Origin of the sequence: Vibrio sp. B1FIG11 (assembly GCF_905175335.1) — a bacterium.
Taxonomy (GTDB): Bacteria; Pseudomonadota; Gammaproteobacteria; order Enterobacterales; family Vibrionaceae; genus Vibrio; species Vibrio campbellii.
This window is the reverse complement of sequence record NZ_HG992751.1, coordinates 1,995,810-2,016,563: the sequence shown is the minus strand read 5'-3', so window position 1 is coordinate 2,016,563 and position 20,754 is coordinate 1,995,810. Positions and strand designations below refer to the sequence as shown.

15 protein-coding genes are annotated in these 20,754 nt (G+C 44.2%); 7 read left to right on the top strand and 8 right to left on the bottom strand.

Features of this window, described 5'->3' with window-relative positions:
* Window positions 1-57: 57 nt before the first annotated feature.
* The 5 genes from pepN to KHO06_RS09470 all read right to left on the bottom strand — a co-directional run bounded on the left by pepN (window position 58) and on the right by KHO06_RS09470 (window position 6,983).
* On the bottom strand, window positions 58-2,664 hold the full coding sequence (pepN, locus tag KHO06_RS09490) for an aminopeptidase N (protein WP_212581428.1): 2,607 nt from the start codon (window positions 2,662-2,664) through the stop codon (window positions 58-60).
* Between the two features lie 232 nt (window positions 2,665-2,896).
* The gene (locus KHO06_RS09485; RefSeq protein WP_005426672.1) at window positions 2,897-3,562 is read right to left on the bottom strand and encodes a hypothetical protein; all 666 of its coding nucleotides are present in this window, start codon (window positions 3,560-3,562) and stop codon (window positions 2,897-2,899) included.
* Window positions 3,563-3,772: 210 nt separating this feature from the next.
* Entirely contained in the window at window positions 3,773-5,767 is a 1,995-nt protein-coding gene (gene prc / locus KHO06_RS09480; protein ID WP_212581427.1) for a carboxy terminal-processing peptidase, read from the bottom strand.
* Between the two features lie 17 nt (window positions 5,768-5,784).
* Window positions 5,785-6,411: an RNA chaperone ProQ gene (gene proQ / locus KHO06_RS09475; protein WP_005446802.1), complete on the bottom strand. Its 627-nt coding sequence runs from the start codon at window positions 6,409-6,411 to the stop codon at window positions 5,785-5,787.
* Between the two features lie 98 nt (window positions 6,412-6,509).
* Window positions 6,510-6,983, bottom strand: a complete 474-nt coding sequence (locus KHO06_RS09470) for a GAF domain-containing protein (RefSeq protein ID WP_038890269.1) — start codon at window positions 6,981-6,983, stop codon at window positions 6,510-6,512.
* 92 nt (window positions 6,984-7,075) lie between these two features.
* Between KHO06_RS09470 and KHO06_RS09465 the strand changes: the two genes are divergently transcribed.
* The 4 genes from KHO06_RS09465 to rsmF all read left to right on the top strand — a co-directional run bounded on the left by KHO06_RS09465 (window position 7,076) and on the right by rsmF (window position 14,362).
* Window positions 7,076-8,872 (top strand): ABC transporter ATP-binding protein, encoded by a 1,797-nt coding sequence (locus KHO06_RS09465; protein WP_212581426.1) that lies wholly within the window; start codon window positions 7,076-7,078, stop codon window positions 8,870-8,872.
* Between the two features lie 24 nt (window positions 8,873-8,896).
* Complete coding sequence (locus KHO06_RS09460; protein WP_212581425.1) at window positions 8,897-10,144, top strand: paraquat-inducible protein A; 1,248 nt, start codon at window positions 8,897-8,899, stop codon at window positions 10,142-10,144.
* Window positions 10,137-12,791 (top strand): MlaD family protein, encoded by a 2,655-nt coding sequence (locus KHO06_RS09455; protein ID WP_212581424.1) that lies wholly within the window; start codon window positions 10,137-10,139, stop codon window positions 12,789-12,791. The genes KHO06_RS09460 and KHO06_RS09455 overlap by 8 nt, the downstream gene beginning before the upstream one ends.
* A 134-nt stretch (window positions 12,792-12,925) precedes the next feature.
* The gene (rsmF, locus tag KHO06_RS09450) at window positions 12,926-14,362 is read left to right on the top strand and encodes a 16S rRNA (cytosine(1407)-C(5))-methyltransferase RsmF (RefSeq protein ID WP_212581423.1); all 1,437 of its coding nucleotides are present in this window, start codon (window positions 12,926-12,928) and stop codon (window positions 14,360-14,362) included.
* 348 nt (window positions 14,363-14,710) lie between these two features.
* On the opposite strand, the gene KHO06_RS09445 is transcribed toward rsmF, so the two are convergent.
* Window positions 14,711-15,544 (bottom strand): S1-like domain-containing RNA-binding protein, encoded by an 834-nt coding sequence (locus KHO06_RS09445; RefSeq protein ID WP_005430978.1) that lies wholly within the window; start codon window positions 15,542-15,544, stop codon window positions 14,711-14,713.
* A gap of 183 nt (window positions 15,545-15,727) precedes the next feature.
* On the opposite strand from KHO06_RS09445, the gene KHO06_RS09440 reads away from it, so the two are divergent.
* Window positions 15,728-17,080 carry a hypothetical protein gene (locus KHO06_RS09440; protein ID WP_038890275.1) on the top strand — a complete coding sequence of 451 codons (1,353 nt, stop codon included), beginning with the start codon at window positions 15,728-15,730 and terminating at the stop codon, window positions 17,078-17,080.
* Window positions 17,081-17,102: 22 nt separating this feature from the next.
* Here the strand turns inward: KHO06_RS09440 and KHO06_RS09435 are convergent, their stop codons facing one another.
* Window positions 17,103-17,594 (bottom strand): DUF4442 domain-containing protein, encoded by a 492-nt coding sequence (locus KHO06_RS09435; RefSeq protein WP_005430975.1) that lies wholly within the window; start codon window positions 17,592-17,594, stop codon window positions 17,103-17,105.
* A 396-nt stretch (window positions 17,595-17,990) separates the two neighbouring features.
* Between KHO06_RS09435 and KHO06_RS09430 the strand changes: the two genes are divergently transcribed.
* Both KHO06_RS09430 and KHO06_RS09425 read left to right on the top strand, forming a co-directional pair.
* Window positions 17,991-19,043, top strand: a complete 1,053-nt coding sequence (locus KHO06_RS09430) for a 3-deoxy-7-phosphoheptulonate synthase (protein ID WP_005430973.1) — start codon at window positions 17,991-17,993, stop codon at window positions 19,041-19,043.
* Window positions 19,044-19,075: 32 nt separating this feature from the next.
* Window positions 19,076-19,558, top strand: coding sequence for a YajQ family cyclic di-GMP-binding protein (locus KHO06_RS09425; protein ID WP_005430971.1), 483 nt, complete (start codon window positions 19,076-19,078; stop codon window positions 19,556-19,558).
* 110 nt (window positions 19,559-19,668) lie between these two features.
* Here KHO06_RS09425 and KHO06_RS09420 read toward each other — a convergent pair whose 3' ends face one another.
* The gene (locus KHO06_RS09420) at window positions 19,669-20,589 is read right to left on the bottom strand and encodes a bifunctional precorrin-2 dehydrogenase/sirohydrochlorin ferrochelatase (RefSeq protein ID WP_045380553.1); all 921 of its coding nucleotides are present in this window, start codon (window positions 20,587-20,589) and stop codon (window positions 19,669-19,671) included.
* Window positions 20,590-20,754: the final 165 nt, after the last annotated feature.

Here is a 20,754-nt window from a genome sequence, read left to right as displayed (position 1 = left end):
TTGTTGTCAGAACAAAAAACTAGGGTGATCGTACTGACCACCCTATTCTTTTGTTGATTATTCGTCTAGTGCTTTAGTCACTTTTTCGAATAGGTCTTTCGCTAGGTTGTCCATCGCTTTAAGCTTTTCAAGCTCAGCACGAATAAGCGCTTGGCGACCTTCATCGTATTTACGGAACTTCAATAGAGGATCGATCAGACGAGATGCCACTTGTGGGTTGGTATCGTTCAACTGTCGAAGGATCTCACCAGCAAACTGGTAACCAGAACCTGACTTATCATGGAATTGCACTGGGTTTGCGTTTAAGAAAGAACCAATCAAGCTACGTGTACGGTTCGGGTTCTTCAAGCTAAATGCTTCGTGGCTCATGGTTTCTTTCACTTTCTCAAGTGCGTTTTCTACTGGGTTGCTGCCCTGAAGAACAAACCATTTGTCCATAACCAGACCATCATGCTTCCACTTGTCGCTGTAATCCGCCATTAGAGCTTCACGACATTCAAGCTGTGCACTGTTTGCTGCACTCATGGCCGCGATCGTGTCCGTCATATTGTTTGATGACTCGTATTGCGCTTTCGCTAGCTCGTTACCCTTTTCAGTGTGAGCTAGGAACTGCAGACATTGGTTACGCAAAGCTCGTTTACCAATTGCATCGTGAGCAATGCTGTACTCTGCTTGGTTCAATGCATGATAAGTAGCACTCAGCTCATCTTCTAACTCTTTAGAAAGTGACACTGTAATGCTATTCAGTACCGTATCTACCGCATCAATATCAATCTGCTTGTACCAACCAGTGATTTCGTTGATGGAAGGCAGAGAAAGCACTTGAGCAATAAACGCAGGTTCAAGATTTGCATCAAGCAGGACACCGCGGAATGCATCGATCAAGTCTTCTGACAGCTTAACCTCTCCACCTGCTTGAACATTTGTGACGTTTTGACGAATGTATTTCGCTAATAGCATTTGGCTAGCGTCCCAACGAGCAAAATCGTTCGTTGCGTGCTTCATCAAGAAAATCAGTTCATCATCACTGTAATCGTATTCCAATTTAACTGGTGCAGAGAACTCACGAAGCAATGAGGGCACTGGTTGTTCTGCGACGTTTTCGAATACGAAAGTCTGCTTGTCTTGCTTCACGTCCAGGACGTTGTGTACCGATTCACCGTTGATAACCAGGGGAATCACGTCACCGTTTTGTGCGTATAGCTCAATATCAAATGGAATGTGTAGCGCTTGTTTTTCTGCTTGGTCGTGTGTTGCTTCAGTAAATTGCTCAACCGTTAGTGCGTAAGTTTTTGCTTCCGCATTGTATTCACTGTTTACACGAAGTGTTGGCGTACCAGACTGGCTGTACCATAAGCGGAACTGCTTAAGGTCAACGCCCGTTGCGTCTTCCATCGCAGAAACGAAATCTTCACACGTTGCCGCGGTGCCATCATGACGCTCGAAGTAAAGCTTCATGCCTTTTTGGAAGCCTTCTTCACCAAGTAGCGTGTGGTACATACGGATAATTTCGCTGCCCTTTTCGTACACAGTTAGCGTGTAGAAGTTATTCATCTCAATAACTTTATCCGGACGAATTGGATGCGACATAGGGCTTGCGTCTTCCGCGAACTGAGGACCACGAATAGTACGAACGTTGTCGATGCGGTTTACTGCACGCGAGCCTAAATCTGATGAGAATTCTTGATCGCGGAATACCGTTAGGCCTTCTTTTAAACTCAGTTGGAACCAGTCACGACAAGTCACACGGTTACCCGTCCAGTTGTGGAAGTACTCGTGACCGATTACCGCTTCAATACCAAGGTATTCGCGGTCAGTCGCGGTTTTTTCATTCGCAAGGACAAACTTCGAGTTGAAGATGTTTAGACCTTTGTTCTCCATCGCGCCCATGTTGAAGAAATCTACAGCCACGATCATGTAAACATCTAGGTCGTATTCAAGACCAAAGCGGTCTTCATCCCACTTCATAGAGTTGATAAGTGAGGTCATTGCATGACCCGCACGATCGAGGTTACCTTTGTCGACAAAGATTTCTAGGTCAACTTCACGGCCAGATTTTGTCGTGTATTTATCGCGTAGAACATCAAAATCACCGGCTACCAACGCAAACAGGTAAGCTGGTTTTGGGTGCGGATCTTGCCATTGCACCCAATGACGTCCATTTTCTGCTTCGCCTTCAGCGATACGGTTACCATTACTTAGTAGGTATGGGTAAACGGCTTTGTCTGCAATTACTTTTGTTGTGTATTTTGCAAGAACGTCTGGGCGGTCTAAGTAATAAGTGATGCGGCGGAAGCCTTCTGCTTCACATTGTGTACAGAATGCACCACCTGATTTGTATAAACCTTCAAGGGCAGTATTTGCTTCTGGGTCAATCTTAGTGACGATTTCTAATGCAAATTCAGCAGGAAGATCCGTAAGAACTAAAGAAGTTTCTTTGATTTCATGATGAGACCAATCTTCACCATTTACTTTTACGGAGCGTAGCTCTAGCCCTTCACCGTCGAGTTCCAATGTGGTTGATTCACCCTTTTGAACTACTTTTGATACTGCTGTAACGATCGTGTCGTTGTCATAAAGATCAAACGTCAAATCAATATCAGTAATGTGATGAGATGGCGCCTTATAATCTTTGCGATATTTCGCTTGGGGAGCTTGAGACATGTCCATAAATCCTTGTATATAGAACCATAAAAATACCAGGACTAGAGGCTCAAACACCTCTTACTGGTATCACGATATAAGCTATTTGTAGGGGTTGTGGTATCAGAATACAAGTCTTTCTATAAAAAAACGGAGCTTTTAGTGGCTTAGCTCCGCTTTCTGTTTAACATTTAATCAACATCAGAATATTTCACTATTAATAAACCTGCGTGAAATAATGGTGATGAATCATTTATGGCGTCACTCGATTGAGTACCGCGTACATATCACCATTAGAATCTTCAATAGTGAGTTCATTTTGGTTTAATGTATAGCGTGTTCCGTGTTCACCATTCTCATACAAAAGAACCAAATGCTCGCCTTCGGTATAGAAAACACCTTGCTTAACCGACTCCTCACCTTTTTCATTCGATACTCTAAACATGAACACAAAGTCTGGCTGGAGGATTAAGTCCATCTGATTGATGTTGTTAGCAAGCATGCCATCGCCGCCAACCTGAGAACTGGACCAAATACCAGCAAGTGCATCCGAAAGTCCTTTGGTAAAGGTCACGCCGTTAAGGTCGAGAGTGTTATGGTTGTTGCGATATGCATAAATTTGCGGTTCGTCCGTGTTTAACCCTAGGACAATCGTGTCTTCATTTGCATTGTACAACCCTTCCCAATGGTCAATTGAGTAGTCTTTTTTCTGTATATCGATAGAGAACGTGTAGTCTGAGCCCAAGGTCAGCTTAATCGCTCGAAAATTCTCAGAAGAATCGTCGGGATTGGGATTCATGAGGTACCAATCCCCGATCAAAAACGGAGTGTCAAAGTGGCTAAGTTCGTCTTCCTTGTTAGTTTCCGCACTAGAAACGCTAAAGCAGCAAACGCTAAGCAAAATAATGAACCATTTCATAACGGTATCCTTATCGTTTTCTTTTAGCTTAGGCTCTAGATCTCGTTTTCGCGAAATATTTGATCTACATCACGTAAATTGTTGGTGCAAATTAAGCGTATGAACGACCGAGTTCACTATTCAACACACGTTTTAAACACATAAAAGAAAGAGCGAGTCATTATGACTCGCTCATGATTCACAGAATTGTTAGTCGTTCTGACTGAATTTTTAGTTCTTCAGCATATCAACCATAACCGCTACTGATTCATCCAGATAAACATCCGGCGCTTCGTAGTCTTTCGGCACATCGTCTAGTGTCTTGAATGGTTCTTTATCCATTGAAGATTGACGTTCATTAATGCGTTCTAGACGTAGAGCTTCCGCTTTATCTGATTCATCTTCGCGAACTTTCTCGTTAAGAGACAACAAGTTATCGTCTTTCTCTTTACGGTACTTCTCGATATCTTCATTGATGAAGCGGAATTCCATTTCATCAGCGATACGTTTGTTATGAAGTTCAGTTAGCTTAGTAACAAGTGAGTCATTGTTTGGGAACGTCTGATATTTTGCTTTATCAATACTATCCCAAGGCAGTGCGTTGTCTTCAACACTCTCGCCCGTTTCGCTTGGTTCAACCGGAGTCGGGTAAGCGATGTCTGGTGCTACACCACGGTTTTGCGTACTACCACCATCAATGCGGTAGAACTTTTGAATCGTGTATTGAACATAGCCAAGCTCTTTATCAAAAAGATCGTAGATATGGTTCAATGAACGGTGCTGCTGAACGGTACCCTTACCGAAAGAGTTTTCACCAAGGATAATCGCACGGTTGTAATCCTGCATTGCCGCCGCAAAAATCTCAGACGCTGAAGCACTGTAGCGATTGATTAATACCGTCAGTGGGCCATCGTAGCTTACTTGACCATCAGTATCCGCATTCACTTTGATACGACCGTAACTATCACGAACTTGAACAACCGGACCTTCTTTAATGAAGAGACCCGTTAGCGCGGTTGCCTCTGTTAGGGCACCACCACCGTTGTTACGTAAATCAACGATGACACCATCAACGTTCTTGGTTTTCAGTTCAGACAGCAGTTTATCTGTATCTTTCGAAAGACCGACATAGAAGCTCGGCACTTCAAGTACACCAATCTTCTTACCGTCTTTTTCGATGATCTCAGATTTAACCGCGCGGTCTTCTAAGCGAACTTTGTCACGGACAATTGTGACAACGTAACTCTTCGCATCTTTGCCCTCAGGCAAGACTTGCAGGTTAACTTTCGTTCCCTTAGGGCCTTTGATTAGCTGAACCACATCATCAAGACGCCAACCGATTACATCAACAACTTCTTCGCCATCTTGGCCAACACCAATAATGCGGTCACCCTCTCCTAGTTGCTTGCTCTTAGATGCAGGGCCACCCGCGACCAAAGAACGGATCACTGTGTAGTCATCAGTCATTTGAAGCACGGCACCAATACCTTCAAGAGAAAGGTTCATCTCTGATTGGAATTGTTCGGCATTTCGAGGAGATAAGTAGCTAGTGTGCGGATCAACTTCACGAGCGAAAGCATTCATGTAAAGTTGGAAAGCGTCTTCGTTGCGAGTTTGCGTGATACGTTTCATCGCGTTGTTGTAACGCTTCTCTAAAACCTCTTTGATTTCTGGCCACTCTTTGCCAGTCATTTTAAGATTAAGAGCATCGTACTTAACGCGTTTACGCCATAATTCGTTTAACTCTGCTTCGTCTTTTGGCCATGCAGCCTCGGAACGATCTAATTCAATAAATTCATCAGTATCAAACTTGATTTCTTTATCGAGTAGAGTCAACGCGTAAGCAAAACGGTCAAAACGCTTCTGCATCGAAAGGTTATAAACATCAAAAGCAATCTTGTTGTTACCAGCTTTAAGCTGATCATCAAGGCTGATTGACCAATCTTTGAAAGAGTCGATATCGGCTTGAGTAAAAATATTTCTATTGTAATCAAGCATTTCTACGTAGCGTTCAAAGATCGCTTTAGAGAAATCATCGTTAAGATTGAAGTGCTTATAATGAGAGCGGGTAAATCGAGAAGTTACTCGTTTGCTGGCTGTTTCATGCTGAACTTCAGGTGCAAGAACCGGCAAATCATCTTTGTTTAGTTTGGCTTCTAGAGCCTGAGCTGATGCTGCTAGCCAGAAGCTAGCAGCAATCAGTGTCACTTTTGAACGGCAATTCATGCGTAGGAGTATCTCCCTTATGCGCGCAAGTGCTCCGCTTTCACAACCATTTGTAGGCCGTTAGCAAGTTGAACACGTACATCATCCTTATTGACTTCAACAATGGTCGCTGCCATGTTTCCTTTGCCCATGTTCACGTTAACTGCGTTGCCGATTGTGATTTCGTCAGCGTTTAGTGCGCGTGTTTCAACAGGCTTACTTTCTTTTTGTACTTTTGGTTTGTTAGCACGACGAGGCTGTTGTGGCTTCTTAGCCGCAGGTTTTGCTTTCGCCTTACCCTCTTCGCGAGCTTTTTGAGCTTGCTCTTTACGACGAGCTTGAACCTTCGCTTTGCTTTCAGCAAGTGTCGCTTTAGCGTGTTCTACGTGTTCTTCTTCTAGCTCACCACATGGGTTGCCATCTAGGTCAACACGTACTGCACCTGGTTTTACACCGTGTAGGTAACGCCATGATGAAGTGTACTGTCTTAACGCTGCACGAAGCTGAGTTTTGCTTACTTTTTCGTCTTCATTTAGACGTTCCGCAAGATCTTGAAAAATACCAATTTTCAGAGGCTTTGCTTCACCTTCTAAAGTAAAGCACTTAGGGAAACATTCAGCAATGTATGCGATAACTTCTTTGCTGTTTTTTAACTTTTCAGTCATGAGGGTTCCTGGTTTGAGCGGATTTCCGCGAAGCATTAAGAAAAAATATTCTCGTATTATAGTGACATGCCAAGGAAAAACCACACTCGAAGGCGAATTTATGCGTCGTTAGCGTGCGAATTAAGCAGCTTTTCTACTTCAGCCATAAAATAAGTGAGACCTTCTTCATCAATTTCATTGAATCGACCGATATTTGGACTGTCGATATCCAATACTCCAGCCACTTCCCCATTGATAGTAAAAGGAATAACAATTTCTGAGTTACTTGCTGCATCACAAGCAATATGACCTTCAAACTCGTGCACGTCGTATACTCTTTGTACGCTGTTAGTTTGTGCAGCAGTGCCACAGACACCTCTTCCCATTGGGATTCGAACGCAAGCAGGCTTACCTTGGAAAGGACCAAGCACCAATTCATCCCCTTTTGTTAGGTAAAAACCGGCCCAGTTTAGGTTTTCTAGTTCCATAAATAGAAGAGCGCTGATGTTAGCAAGGTTTGCGATGTAGTCTTTTTCTGATTCGATAAGCGCAACTGCTTGCTTGGTAAGTCTTTGGTATTGTTCTATGTTCATATTAACTTCCTACTTTTTATTTAGGCTTCCATTCTTATGGTATGGCGTTACAATGCAGCCCTACTTTTTAATAGGACTTATTCTCAATTACAATGAATCCGAAAAACGACACTATTAGCCGTTCTTGGTTGATAACACAAGTGAAAAAGCACAAGTCCAAGCTGATTCTAGCGAACTTGATAGCTGTACTTGCAACCTTGATTAGTGTTCCAATCCCTCTTCTTATGCCTCTTATGGTAGATGAAGTCTTATTGGACAAACCGGCATCCGGCCTTGCGGCGATGAACTCGGTTTTACCAGAAGCGTGGCATACACCTACGGGTTATATCTTTTTTACTCTGTTCTTGGTTGTACTGATGAGAGCCGCTAGCCAAGGCCTGAATATTCTTCAAAGTCGTCAATTCACCCTCGTTTCAAAGACCATCACCTTTGAAATGCGCAGTAAGATGATCGACAAGCTTGGACGTATTAGCATTCGACAATACGAAACCAAAGGCAGCGGTGGCATTAACGCACACCTTATCACTGACATCGAGACCATTGATAAATTTATTGGTTCTACATTAGCAAAATTCGTTATCAGCTTTCTAACCGTTATTGGTACGGCAATCGTGCTACTTTGGCTCGATTGGAGGCTCGGTCTTTTTATCCTCTTGGTTAACCCTATTGTCATCTACTTCTCGCGAAAGTTGGGAAGTATGGTTAAGCACCTCAAACGTAAAGAAAACCACTCGTTCGAGATTTTCCAAAACCGCCTAGTCGAAACGCTTGACGGCATCTATCAACTGCGTGCAGCTAATAAAGAAAGAGAATTCCTTCAACAACTGAAAGGCAGCGCGGATCAAGTTCGTATCGATGCTGACAAATACGCATGGCAATCAGAAGCCGCTGGACGTGTTTCTTTTCTCCTTTTCTTAATCGGCTTCGAATTGTTTCGCGCTGTCGCAATGTTAATGGTGATGTTCAGCGATCTCACCATTGGTCAAATCTTTGCGGTGTTTGGTTACCTTTGGTTTATGTTGTCTCCTGTTCAAGAGCTTTTGGGCATCCAGTTCTCTTGGTACAGCGCAAAAGCGGCGCTTAAACGCATCAATGACCTACTCGAGTTAGAGGAAGAACATAGACCTGTCTCGAGAGTAAATCCTTTCAAAGAAAATCGAGAAGTTGATGTAAAAATTGAACATGTTGATTTTTCATACAACAATGAAAACAAAGTACTGGACGATCTTTCTCTACATATCCCTGCGGGCAAGAAAGTGGCGCTTGTGGGTGCGAGTGGCGGTGGTAAATCGACGCTTATCCAGCTCTTGATCGGGGTTTACCGTCAGAATGCAGGTTCTATCCGTTTTAATGATGAACTGACGGAAGACATCAGTTTTGAAGTGATACGCGACAAGATTGCCGTTGTTTTACAACAACCTATACTATTTAATGACACCTTGAGGCATAATCTCACCCTTGGTGGTGACTTTGATGAAATGTCACTGTGGCGAGCACTCGAAGTTGCACAGCTGCAAGATGTCATTTCTCAACTTAACCATGGTTTGGATACTCAAATTGGTCGCAATGGTATTCGCCTATCCGGCGGTCAGCGTCAGCGCTTGGCGATTGCTCGTATGGTGCTGAGCAACCCACAATTTGTTATCCTAGATGAGGCAACGTCGGCATTAGATACCGCAACCGAAGCGGCATTGCACAGGGCGTTAACTGAATTCTTACGTGGAAGAACCACGCTTATCGTCGCCCACCGTTTATCCGCGGTGAAGCAAGCGGATTTGATTTATGTGCTTGAAGACGGAAGAGTGACGCAAACAGGAACACATGGTGAGCTCGTTGAGCAAGAAGGCTTATATCAAACCTTGTACGGGGGCATTCAGTCCCACGCTTAACCCATTCTTTGTAGAGAGGTCGTTGTGACCTCTCTGTCTAAACACGCCATGCAACCAAGCAGCGTCCGCTTATGCCAAGGTTGCGAACTGCCTGTCGATATCGTCGATTTGCCTAACGGTAAAAATGCATACTGCCCACGTTGTGGCACTCAACTATACCGCGGCGGCAGCCCTAGCCTGTCAGGTAATCTTGCTATTGCAGTAACCTGTATTCTGCTTTTTATTCCTTCGCACTTTTTTAATTTTATCAGTATTCGTCTGTTTGGTGTGATGATTCCAGCAACATTGCCTTCAGGAATGATCACGCTTTTTCAAGAAGGCTTTGTTCTTCTGTCTATTCTTATCCTATTTTGTAGCTCACTCGCCCCACTCATCGTTTGCAGTTCTGTTGTCACGGCCCATTGGTCGCTACACAAACGGTGGTTTAAAGGTTTGCGCGTATCACTTTGGTTGATTCAGCATCTTAAGCATTGGGTGATGCTGGATGTCTTTCTTGTAAGCATCGCGATCTCTTGCTTCAAACTCCAAGATTACTCCGATATTTTTGTTGGGCCTGGCTTGATTGGTCTTGTGCTACTGCAAGTTTTTACTGTTTTATTAATTTCTCGTATTAGCGTTCGTCGTTATTGGGAAGCTTGGCAACCTGAAACCAGTTATGACTTTGAACACAAAGATGTGCACTGCCATGAATGCCATCTATCGCAGCCTGAGGGTAGAAATTGCCATCGCTGCCACCATGAGCTGTATCATCGCAAACCGAATTCAATCCAAAAGACGTGGGCGTACTTAATCGCCGCGACCATTGCAATCTTCCCTGCTAATTTGATTCCGATTTCGATTTTGCTCACCAATGGCAAACGTTTAGAGGACACCATTTTCTCAGGCGTTGCGGGTTTGGTTAAAAATGGCATGTACGGAATCGCGATCATCATTTTTGTTGCCAGTATCGTGGTGCCTGTCGCTAAGATTCTCGGCCTTACTTACATCTTGCTATGTATCAAGTTCAAACGTTCGGTGTATAGAAGACAGCGAATGATGGTTTATTTTGCAGTAAAGTGGATCGGTAAATGGTCCGTGATGGATTTGTTTGTTATTTCTATCATGATGACATTGGTCGATCGTGGACAGATTCTCGACTTTACACCGGGGTATGGCGCAGTAGCGTTCGGTGTCGTGGTCGTACTTACAATGCTCGCGGCGGAGAGCATTGATCCAAGGCTTATTTGGGACCAAGCCCAAACACAATCAGAAAAAGAGTCAATTAATGAGTGATCAGAACAGTTCTCAAACGTCATACGTGCCAGATGTAAAGAGGAGTAAAGGTATATCTCCCCTTTGGCTATTACCGATTTTAACTATGGTATTAGCCGGATGGCTCGTGATGAAATCGATTCATGACGCGGGACAACGTGTACAAATCTATTTCTCCGATGCAGCAGGTTTAGTCGCAGGACGAACGACCATTCGCTATCAGGGTTTAGAAGTGGGTATGGTGCGAGATATCAACCTATCCGAAGATTTGGGCAGCATTTATGTGGATGCAGACATCTACCCAGAGGCGGCTAAGTTGCTCAACGACAAAACGCGCTTTTGGTTGGTTAAGCCTACAGCCAGCTTAACTGGCGTGTCTGGTCTTGATGCACTTGTATCTGGTAACTACATTTCTATTCAGCCAGGCGACGGTAAAAAGTTTGAAACGACCTTCACCGCACTTGAATCAGCGCCTACTGACCTACGTGTGACACAAGGCCTGAACATTAAATTGAAGAGCCGAGACTTGGGTGGCGTTTCGATTGGTTCGCAAATCGTCTACAAAAAGATCCCAATTGGTGAGGTATTCAGCTACCAGCTCAACGAAGATGCGAAATCCATCACCATCCAAGCCAACATCCAAGAGCAATACCAGCACCTGATTAACAGTCACAGTCGTTTTTGGAATGTCAGTGGCATTGGTGCCAACATCGGCTTTGACGGTGTTGATGTTCGTCTTGAAAGCATGAGTGCCCTACTGGGCGGTGCTATTGCGGTAGACTCGCCTGACGATGGCGAGCCAGTGAAAGAGAACACGGAGTTCCGCCTTTATAAAGACCTTAAAACCGCTGGTCGAGGGATCCCAATCAAAATCGCGCTTCCTGATGACAACAAAATTAGCGGCGAAGGCGCGCCCATCATGTACCGCGGCATCGAAGTCGGACAAATCACAGACTTAAATCTTTCTGAAGGTCGTGAAGTCATTTTGGCATCCGCTGCTATTCAACCAGCCTTTAGCGATATGCTGACTTCAGGAACGCGCTTTGTTCTTGAAGAGGCAAAAGTTTCTCTATCTGGCGTCGAAAATATCGCAAACCTTGTTCGCGGCAATTTCTTGACCATTGTTCCGGGTAAAGGTGAACGCGCTCGTCGATTTACTGCTATTCGTCAGAACGTCTTTGACCAGCAACAACAGAAGTCGATTGCGATTCGTCTTGTGTCTGATAACTCCTTCGGTTTGGATAGCGGTGCAAACGTGCTTTATAAAGGCATCGTGGTAGGTTCAATCATTAAAGTCGGCCTGCTTGATGAAGCAAAAGCGCAGGCAGCAAAACATGAAGTGTTTATGGATGTTTTGATTGATAACGAATACAAACACCTGATCAAATCGAATAACCGTTTTTATGTTACTGGCAGCGCTTCTGCAGAACTAACAGAATCAGGTTTGAGTGTTACGGTTCCTCCTGCGAAGCAGCTTCTTACTGGCTCAATTAGCTTTGTTAGCGAAGGGCAAGAGAGTATCCAGAAAGAGTACCAACTATTCCAAAGCGCTTCGTTGGCAGAATTGGCCCAATACAACCAAACTGGTTCGAAGACATTGAGCCTGTTTGCCACTGAGCTTCCTCCTATTTCCAAAGGTAGCCCACTGCTCTATCGTAACTTGCCAGTTGGCAGCATCTCTGACTTCAACTTGGTAGACGGCGGTGTTGTTGTCAAAGCAACCATTGAAAATCGTTATGCTCATCTGCTAACCACACAAACGGTATTTTGGAACCGCTCTGGCGTAGAAATAGATGCATCTTTATCTGGCATCAGTGTTAAAGCGCATCCTCTCAAGACATTAATTAAGGGCGGCATTGCTTTCGATTCTATCCCTGGCATCGAAAATAAAGTTGGCCAACGTTGGAAGCTTTACAACGATCAAAATCAAGCTCGTAAGTTTGGCCGTGTAATAGCGCTGGAAACCAATGGTAGCCAAGAAGTGACCAAAGGTATGCCGATTAAATATCAAGGAGTTAAAGTCGGTGAAGTCACAATGGTGGTACCGAATTTTCAGCGTGAAATGGTTGAAGTCACCGCCCGCATTCTTCCTGAATATGTCAACAGCATCGCCGTTACCGGGTCACACTTTTGGCTAACAGAACCTGAGATTGGCCTAGGCGGAGTTAAGAATTTGGGAGCGCTGGTATCGAAATCCATCAGCGTACAGCCAGGTAAAGGTTCCGCGAAATTTAAGTTTGATTTAGCTAAGAACGAGCAAGCGGAACCAGGAGTATCCTTCACACTACAAAGTGAACAGCGTGGCTCCGTCCAAGTTGGTACCCCTATCTTATACCGACAAATGGAAGTAGGCAGCGTAACTAAAGTCAGCTTGGGTGAATTTGCTGATCGCGTCGTTACGAGGATCGAGATTAAACCTGAGTATGCTTACCTTGTGCGTCAAAACAGTGTGTTCTGGAACGTCTCAGGTGTCGATGTTTCTATTGGCCTAGGTGGCGCGAACATCAAAGCAGGCACATTTGACAGCTTAGTCCGTGGCGGCATTGCTTTCTCGACACCAGAACAATCGCAAATTCCACCAGCGGCGAAAAAAGGTCAATCTTTCTACTTGTACCCTCAAGCTGAAGAAGGTTGGACTCAATGGCGCACTGCAATTCCCAAACCATAGCGCGTTAAGACAACACTAACGACGTAAAGAGCAGCAAACGCTGCTCTTTTTTATTACTCACTCTTATGTGGCTATTCGTTTCTGACCCGCTTTCGTATATTATTTGCAGCAAATTCTGCAATCGAGATTTCACTTTGCATCCTAATGTTTACATCCCAGAAGCTTTTCTGGAAAAAATCCAAACTATCCTCCCTGCTCACCTCAACATGGAAGACTTTATCGCGTCATGCCAAAAGCCACTGCGCAAAAGTATTCGTGTTAATACGCTTAAGATTAGCGTAGAGGCGTTTCTCGAACGTGCTGAAGCAAAAGGTTGGAAGCTTTCACCTGTACCTTGGTGTAATACGGGTTTTTGGATCGAAGCGGATGAGTCGATTGTGCCACTTGGTAATACTGCTGAACACATGTCAGGGCTATTCTACATTCAAGAAGCCAGCTCAATGATGCCGGTATCGGCTTTGTTTATGAATGACGAGTCGTACGATGCCGTTCTTGATACCGCAGCTGCGCCCGGTTCAAAAACGACTCAAATCGCTGCGCTTATGAATAACGAAGGCGTGTTGGTAGCGAACGAATACGCAGCAAGTCGTGTAAAAGTGCTACACGCTAACATTGAACGTTGTGGTGTACGTAATGCAGCATTAAGCAACTTCGATGGTCGCGTATTTGGCGGTTGGTTACCGGAACAGTTTGATGCTGTTTTACTCGACGCGCCATGTTCAGGGGAAGGCACCGTTCGTAAAGACGAAGATGCAATGAAGAACTGGACGCAATCGTCGGTTGTCGAGATTGCAGATACGCAGAAAGATCTGATTGAAAGTGCGTTCCATGCTCTAAAACCTGGCGGCGTTATGGTTTATTCAACCTGTACGTTGAGTACCGAAGAGAACCAACAGGTTTGCCATCACCTTAAAGAGACATTTGGTGACGCGGTTGAATTCGAAAGCTTAAAAGATCTGTTTGAAAACGCAGAAGCGGCGCTAACTGAAGAAGGCTTCTTGCACATCTTCCCTCAAGTTTATGACTGTGAGGGCTTCTTCGTTGCTCGCATTCGTAAACTTACAGCAGTCGAAGCGCCAAAAGTGAAAAAGCGCATGGGTAAATTCCCATTCGCGAAAGCATCAAACAAAGAGTCAGCAGAGATTGCTAAACAGCTTCAAAATACGATGGATATCAAAGTGCCTGAAGACAGCACAGTTTGGATTCGCGAGAAAGATGTTTGGCTTTTCCCTGACGCGCTAGAGCCAATGATTGGTGAACTGCGTTTCTCTCGTATGGGAATCAAAATTGCTGAAGCACACAAGAACGGTTACCGCTGGCAACATCAAGTCGCAACGGCTCTAGCTACCGGCGATGAGAAAAATGCTATTGAGTTAACGATTGAAGAAGCACGCGAGTGGTACATGGGTCGCGATGTTCGCCCACAAAACATTCCAGCAGATATGAAGACAGGTAAAGGCGAAGTATTCGTTAAGTACGAAGGTTCGATTATTGGTCTTGGGAAATGGGTAAGCAACCGCATTAAAAACGGTCTGCCACGCGAACTTGTGCGTGATAAGAACTTATTTTAGTAGCAAAGTGACACGCTATAAATAAATGAAAAGCCATCGTATTTACGATGGCTTTTTGGTTCTAAAGCATGATTGGAACTGGGTTCACTAGCGATCCGAGTGCCCTGTACTAAACTGAATGTATCAAAGCATCGCTTTGAAACGGCATTTCTCTCTATGTTTAGCCAGCAATATGTGTTGGTCACAAAGTTTAGCGCAGGCTCTTAAAAGAGCCGTTTCCCCTAGGCCCAAAATAAGGACGAGTTTGGGCCATTTTTTTGGCTGACACTTTCTAAATGGTAAAGTCAAAATGTCATTCACTTAACCTCGAACCACCAGCCAAGACTGCCTTTAAGCTTTAATAAGCGATTAAGCCAGACGAATGCCGTCTTTCTCGATAACGATCTTACCCGCTTTGTATAGACCGCCGATGGTCTTTTTGTAAGTACCTTTACTTGTGCGGAACGTTTCAAAGATCGCTTCTGGTGAAGATTTATCGTTAAGAGGCAAGAAGCCGCCCTTCTTCTCTAGGAGTTCAATCACTTTACTCGAAAGATCATCCATCTTCGCAACGCCGACTTTTTGTAGTGCTAAGTCAATCTTACCGTCTTCACGAACTTGCTTAATGTAACCTTTCAGTTTCTTACCGATAAACAGTTTACCGAATACGTCTGATGGGAAGATCATGCCCCAATGTTCACCGTTCACGATAGCCTTGTAACCAAGTTGGCTGCGCTCAGCGATAATTAGATCAACCTGTTCGTTCACTTCGTAGTTAGCTGGCGTTTTATCTAGCCATTTGTTGAACTTCGTTGTACCTACGATACGGCCAGATGCTTTATCTGTGTAAACGTAAACCAGAATGTTTTGGCCAGCAGTAAAGCGTGCACGTTGCTCACTGAAGGGGATCAGAAGATCTTTTTCTTTAATACCCCAGTTTACGAACGCACCCGTTTTGTTGATGCCTTCGATTTTCATTAGACCCCATTCGCCGACTTGAGCGATAGGCTTATCAATGGTCGCAGCTAGCTGGCTTTCTGAATCGAAGTAAAGAAATACGTCAAGATGAGCACCTAGCTCAGTGCCTTCTGGAACATATTTGTTAGGCAGCAGTACAGAACCGTAATCTTCACCATCCAGAAATACGCCAAAATCAGCCGTTTTAATGACTTCTAAGCTGTTAATTTGACCAATTTTAATCATTGAATTTGTCTCTTTTTAAATTTACAGGGAATTATACCCAAACTAACAAGAAAATCAGAGAGAAAAGCGAACCTCTCTGTTATGCTTTGATCGTTCAACAATTTATCCTAGTCCGAACTTAAGTTAATGCAATTAACGGACGCTTATGGGTATAGGATGCTTTAGCAAAATCAGGAGCCTTCCTTGGTCACTGTCGACAAACAAGACTCGGTAACTTTAAAAATCAGCCACGCATTGGCAAAGAGTAAAACGCTCGACCTTGATATCTATATTTTTGTCCCTGGTGAGTTGGGGTTAAATTCCGACATCATTAGTGAGTCTGAGTACTACTACACCTCGATTACACAAAAACGCTCTTACTACAGTACGGAAGTACTGCTGCCTTTGGTACACAGCCGTCTCGCCAAACGTGGTCGCCTGTCCAATCGCCAATATCGTGTAAGTTTGAGTTTGTTTGCTTATCAATACGTTATAGCACTTGATAAAGCCGTCGCGGCGCTAAATAAACACGAGAATGACAGTGTCACGGCTGAAGAAGTCGATGAGGTGATTGAGCTGACGCTTGATATCCTAAAACGTCTGCGTCGTTCGATCCCTTATGAAGAGAACCTCAAGCGTTACTACGTCAACATCGATAACTATCTGTCTTGGTACACCGAGCAGAGGTTCCTATCTCTCGTGGCTCACCTTCCTCGCGAAGGCGATTACAGCACAATTAAAGATCGCTTGATTACGTTATGTGAGAAAGAGCAAGCGCACCGTAAGCTAAATAACTACAACTCGACAAGCGTTGTGGATGACGTGACGCGTCTGTCAAACAAGATGCGTTTATTAAGGCGCTTGATTGAGCACCCTATCGTCCTACGTGAAAAAACCATGTCGATGGGTAACAACATTAAGCGTGCAATCAAAGGCATCGCGACAGGTTTAGTGATGGTCGTGGTGACGAGTACCGTGATTCTTGCGCGAGACTACTTAGGCGAGATTTCTGCGTCTTTCATTATCGCGATGTCCTTTATTTATGCCCTACGTGAAATCTTTAAAGATGACTTGCGTGACGCGATGTGGCGCTGGATTCGTAAAGGTAAGCCAAAGTGGCGTAAGAAGTACATGGATCCGACGACGAAGAAAGTCGTTGGCCGCAAGTTGGAATGGCTAGATTATCGTTCGCTTTCAAGCTTGCCTGACCGCATTCAAAACATTCGTAAGAAACGAGTCGTTCAGCGTGAAGAGCAAATTCTTCACTACCATGCTAAGACCGAGATGGCGACGTCTTTGTTCTTAAGTGGTTACGAGCAAACTCGTGAGACATTGAATATGAGTCTACGCCCGATTATTCGCTTAATGGACAAGAGCTCCAACCGTGTTTATCGCTTAAATGAAGGACAAGTGAGTAAAGAGTCCGTTGAGAAACGCCACTTGCTCAATGTGATTGTCAAAGAAGACAACCACACCGATGAGCCCGTTTACTATCGCTGGAAGGTGGTATTAAACCGCTCTAAAATTGTTTCGATTGAGAAAATCGACTTGGTATAAACCCATCAAATGGGAAACGACATTAAGCAGCTTGTTTTTGAGCTGCTTTTTTTATCGAAAGCGTTAGAGAAAATTCTGCCATTGGTTCTTCACCATTCACGCTTGGACACAGCGCCGTAATCTTAACATCTCGATTAATACGCTCGCCTGTTTCTAGTGTCATTCGCAGCATTTCATCAATCAGTGGGCCGTCATGACAAACAAAGTGTACATCCCCTTCCGGACGTTTTAAAAATTCAGCCGACACGCCTTTAAAAGCCAAAGAAATGCGTTCTCCCTGCTCTTGAGCTTTACTCATGGCAAGAAAGCCACCCGCGACATCCGCACCAACAGCAAGCGCACCAAAATACATACTATTAAGATGGTTCTTCGTTCTACGTCTCAGCGGAATTTTGACTTCTACATGTTGGTCGTCAATCGCCAAGATTTTTGGGCGACATAACCAAATGAGCGGGACTTTGGAAAAACCAAAAAGGTTTAAGTAAAGATTTGCACGTCGAACAGCAGATAACATCTTGGTCTCCTTACCAGACTAGTCAGACCAGTTAATCAACGAAGCACAAAAATGTCAAAGAAATGTTAATGATAAATCGATCTCCGTATAGAAAATCGCAAACGGTTTCTTTTGCCAAGCAATGAAAGCTGGATATGAAACTTCCGCCGTAGCCCGCTTTACAAGGTATTTTGCAAGGTTTGCGTGTTAGCAAATAGAAAAACTAGTTATAAATTCAAACGACTATGTATTGATCTCCAAGGACATTTTTGTCATTTATACATAACTATCACTAATGATAAGACACAGCATTACATACATTTCGGTATTTACTAGATAAGAATCCCGTGAAACGGTTTATTCCTAACTATAATTCCGTTATCTTTACCGCTTCGCAATAGAGAATAAAGCTATAACATGCCTATTAAAACAGATGAATTGAGAACCCAACCTTTGGGTCCGATGCCGACACCCGCAGAGCTAGGTAGCGTACATCCAATTACCGATGACGTCGCTGACCGTATCGCTCAATCTCGTCGTCAAATTGAGAAGATTTTAACTGGTGAGGATGACCGCATCCTTGCTATCGTTGGCCCATGTTCGGTGCACGACACTGAAGCGGCAATTGACTACGCAACTCGCCTTGCGAACATTCAAGATAAGTACAAAGATGAGCTGTTCATCGTAATGCGTACTTACTTTGAAAAACCTCGTACCGTTGTTGGTTGGAAAGGCCTAATCACGGACCCTAACCTAGATGGTTCATACGCGCTTGAAGCTGGCCTTCACAAAGCACGCAAACTGCTACTGGATATCAACAAGCTTGGTCTTGCGACTGCTACTGAGTTTCTTGATATGATCACAGGCCAGTACATTGCTGATCTGATCACGTGGGGCGCAATTGGTGCTCGTACAACAGAATCGCAAATCCACCGTGAAATGGCCTCTGCGCTATCTTGCCCAGTTGGCTTTAAGAACGGTACAAACGGCAATGTGAAAATCGCGATCGACGCGATTCGTGCGTCAAAAGCATCACACTACTTCTACTCTCCAGACAAGAATGGTCGCATGACGGTTTACCGCACAAGTGGTAACCCATACGGTCATATCATTCTTCGTGGTGGTGAGAAAGGCCCTAACTTTGATGAAGCGTCTGTTAAACAAGCGTGCGAAGCTCTGGCAGAGTTCGACTTGCCACAACGTTTGATTGTAGACTTCAGCCATGCGAACTGTCAGAAACAGCACCGCAAGCAAATTGAAGTTGCACAAGACATTTGTGACCAAATTAAATCAGGCAGCACTCGCATTGCGGGTATCATGGCGGAAAGCTTCATCATTGAAGGCAATCAGCCAATGACTGATATTCACAACTTAACTTATGGTCAATCTATCACTGACCCATGTCTGAGTTGGGATGATACTGTAACTATGCTAGATATGCTGGCAGAAGCAGTAAAATCCAGTAAGTAATTTCCCTATAACAAGATAATCAAGGAATCTTCATGCCATCGTTTGATATTGTTTCAGAAATCGATACCGTTGAACTACGTAACGCGGTTGATAACGCTAACCGTGAACTATCGACTCGTTTCGATTTCCGCAATGTGAATGCGAGCTTTGAGCTAGTAGAAGAAAATGTAAAAGTGTCCGCAGAAGGCGAGTTCCAGCTTAAGCAAATGCGTGACATCTTACGTAGCCACTTGGCAAAGCGTAACATTGATGCGAACGCTATGGATGCAAAAAATCCAGAAGCGACGGGTAAAAACTGGCACCAAAACATCGCTTTCCGCCAAGGTATCGATACGCCTACTGCGAAAAAGCTAGTTAAGCTAATCAAAGATGCGAAGCTTAAAGTTCAAGCGTCTATCCAAGGCGACAAAGTGCGTGTAACGGGTAAGAAGCGTGATGACTTACAAGCGACGATTGCAGCGATCCGTGAAGCAGAGATGGGTATCCCATTTCAGTACAACAACTTCCGTGATTAATTGCGCTCTCCTATTCGCCTTATAGGTGGATAAGAAAAGTGGAATAAAAAAACGCCGGCGATAATCTCGTCGCGTTTTTGTAGAAGTTTAATGTCTAGTGGTCTTGAGGATTAGATCACTAAATCTTGCCCTTGCAGCAGCGAGAACTCACTTGTTCCGTGAGGAATGAACACACATACACGAAGCTTCTCCTCTTTGGCTTTTCTCAGCATGTCGGAGAGCTCAGTTGCACTAGAGAATGCCTCACGCTCTGCATCTCTTCTCACCAGCTCCATTACATCCGCTTCGCATTTCGTTGAGTGAAGTGCCAGCTCTGCTTGCTGCATATAACGCACAGCTTTGATAGGTAACATTTCCACATCTTTACCTACCTGAATCCATGTACAACTGCCTGCCTCATCCAACGGCTTGGTCATGGTTTCTTGATAGATGGTTTCAAGCTCTCGATTGTCGCGCGCATTTTCCACTTCAGGATGCGAGAAGTAGTTTTCCCAAAACTTGCGACGTAAATCGACACTAGGAAGTGCTTCTTTGATCGAGTTACGTTTCGAATTAGCAAACTCAGCCATCAATCCCATGTTTTGTGGCAGGATCGCTTCTAGTTTTTCACGAATGTTTCGAATCAGTACTGGTGATGCACCACCACTAGAGATGGCAATTTGAATACGACCGCGGTTAATCATCGAAGGCGTGATGAAGTCACAGTAAGGTTTGTCATCAACGACGTTGACTAAGATGCCCAACTCTTTCGCGTCTTTATAAACCTGATGATTCAATTCCGGATTGTCTGTGGTTGCCCACACTTGAATAAAAGACTTTGTGACAAGGTCACTTGAGTAAAAGCGTTGAATCCAATGTACTTGCTGCTCTTGAGCAAGCTTATCGAGGAAATCAACAAGGCTTGGGGAGACAATGGTAACATCCGCACCAGCTTTAAGCAGTGCCTCCACTTTACGGCTTGCTACTTCACCACCACCAACAACCAGTACTGGTTTATTCACTAAATCTAAGAACAGAGGAAAATATCGCATTTCAATCCATGATCACTTCAAATAACTGTCGAAATTCATGCTACCAAAAATGGGGCAATCACTTCACCTTGTTTCGACTTCACAAATAATATTTGTTCAAATTTTCGGCCGACATAGCCGCCCTACACTAATGACACTTTTAATAACAAACTTTTATCCTTCTGT

Excerpts from the sequence above, each read along its gene's own strand:
- pepN (WP_212581428.1), bottom strand. The coding sequence starts at position 2,664 with ATGTCTCAAGCTCCCCAAGCGAAATATCGCAAAGATTATAAGGCGCCA.
- KHO06_RS09425 (WP_005430971.1), top strand. The coding sequence starts at position 19,076 with ATGCCATCGTTTGATATTGTTTCAGAAATCGATACCGTTGAACTACGT.
- KHO06_RS09430 (WP_005430973.1), top strand. The coding sequence starts at position 17,991 with ATGCCTATTAAAACAGATGAATTGAGAACCCAACCTTTGGGTCCGATG.
- KHO06_RS09470 (WP_038890269.1), bottom strand. The coding sequence starts at position 6,983 with ATGAACATAGAACAATACCAAAGACTTACCAAGCAAGCAGTTGCGCTT.
- KHO06_RS09465 (WP_212581426.1), top strand. The coding sequence starts at position 7,076 with ATGAATCCGAAAAACGACACTATTAGCCGTTCTTGGTTGATAACACAA.
- KHO06_RS09485 (WP_005426672.1), bottom strand. The coding sequence starts at position 3,562 with ATGAAATGGTTCATTATTTTGCTTAGCGTTTGCTGCTTTAGCGTTTCT.
- proQ (WP_005446802.1), bottom strand. The coding sequence starts at position 6,411 with ATGACTGAAAAGTTAAAAAACAGCAAAGAAGTTATCGCATACATTGCT.
- KHO06_RS09420 (WP_045380553.1), bottom strand. The coding sequence starts at position 20,589 with ATGCGATATTTTCCTCTGTTCTTAGATTTAGTGAATAAACCAGTACTG.
- KHO06_RS09445 (WP_005430978.1), bottom strand. The coding sequence starts at position 15,544 with ATGATTAAAATTGGTCAAATTAACAGCTTAGAAGTCATTAAAACGGCT.
- prc (WP_212581427.1), bottom strand. The coding sequence starts at position 5,767 with ATGAATTGCCGTTCAAAAGTGACACTGATTGCTGCTAGCTTCTGGCTA.
- KHO06_RS09455 (WP_212581424.1), top strand. The coding sequence starts at position 10,137 with ATGAGTGATCAGAACAGTTCTCAAACGTCATACGTGCCAGATGTAAAG.
- KHO06_RS09435 (WP_005430975.1), bottom strand. The coding sequence starts at position 17,594 with ATGTTATCTGCTGTTCGACGTGCAAATCTTTACTTAAACCTTTTTGGT.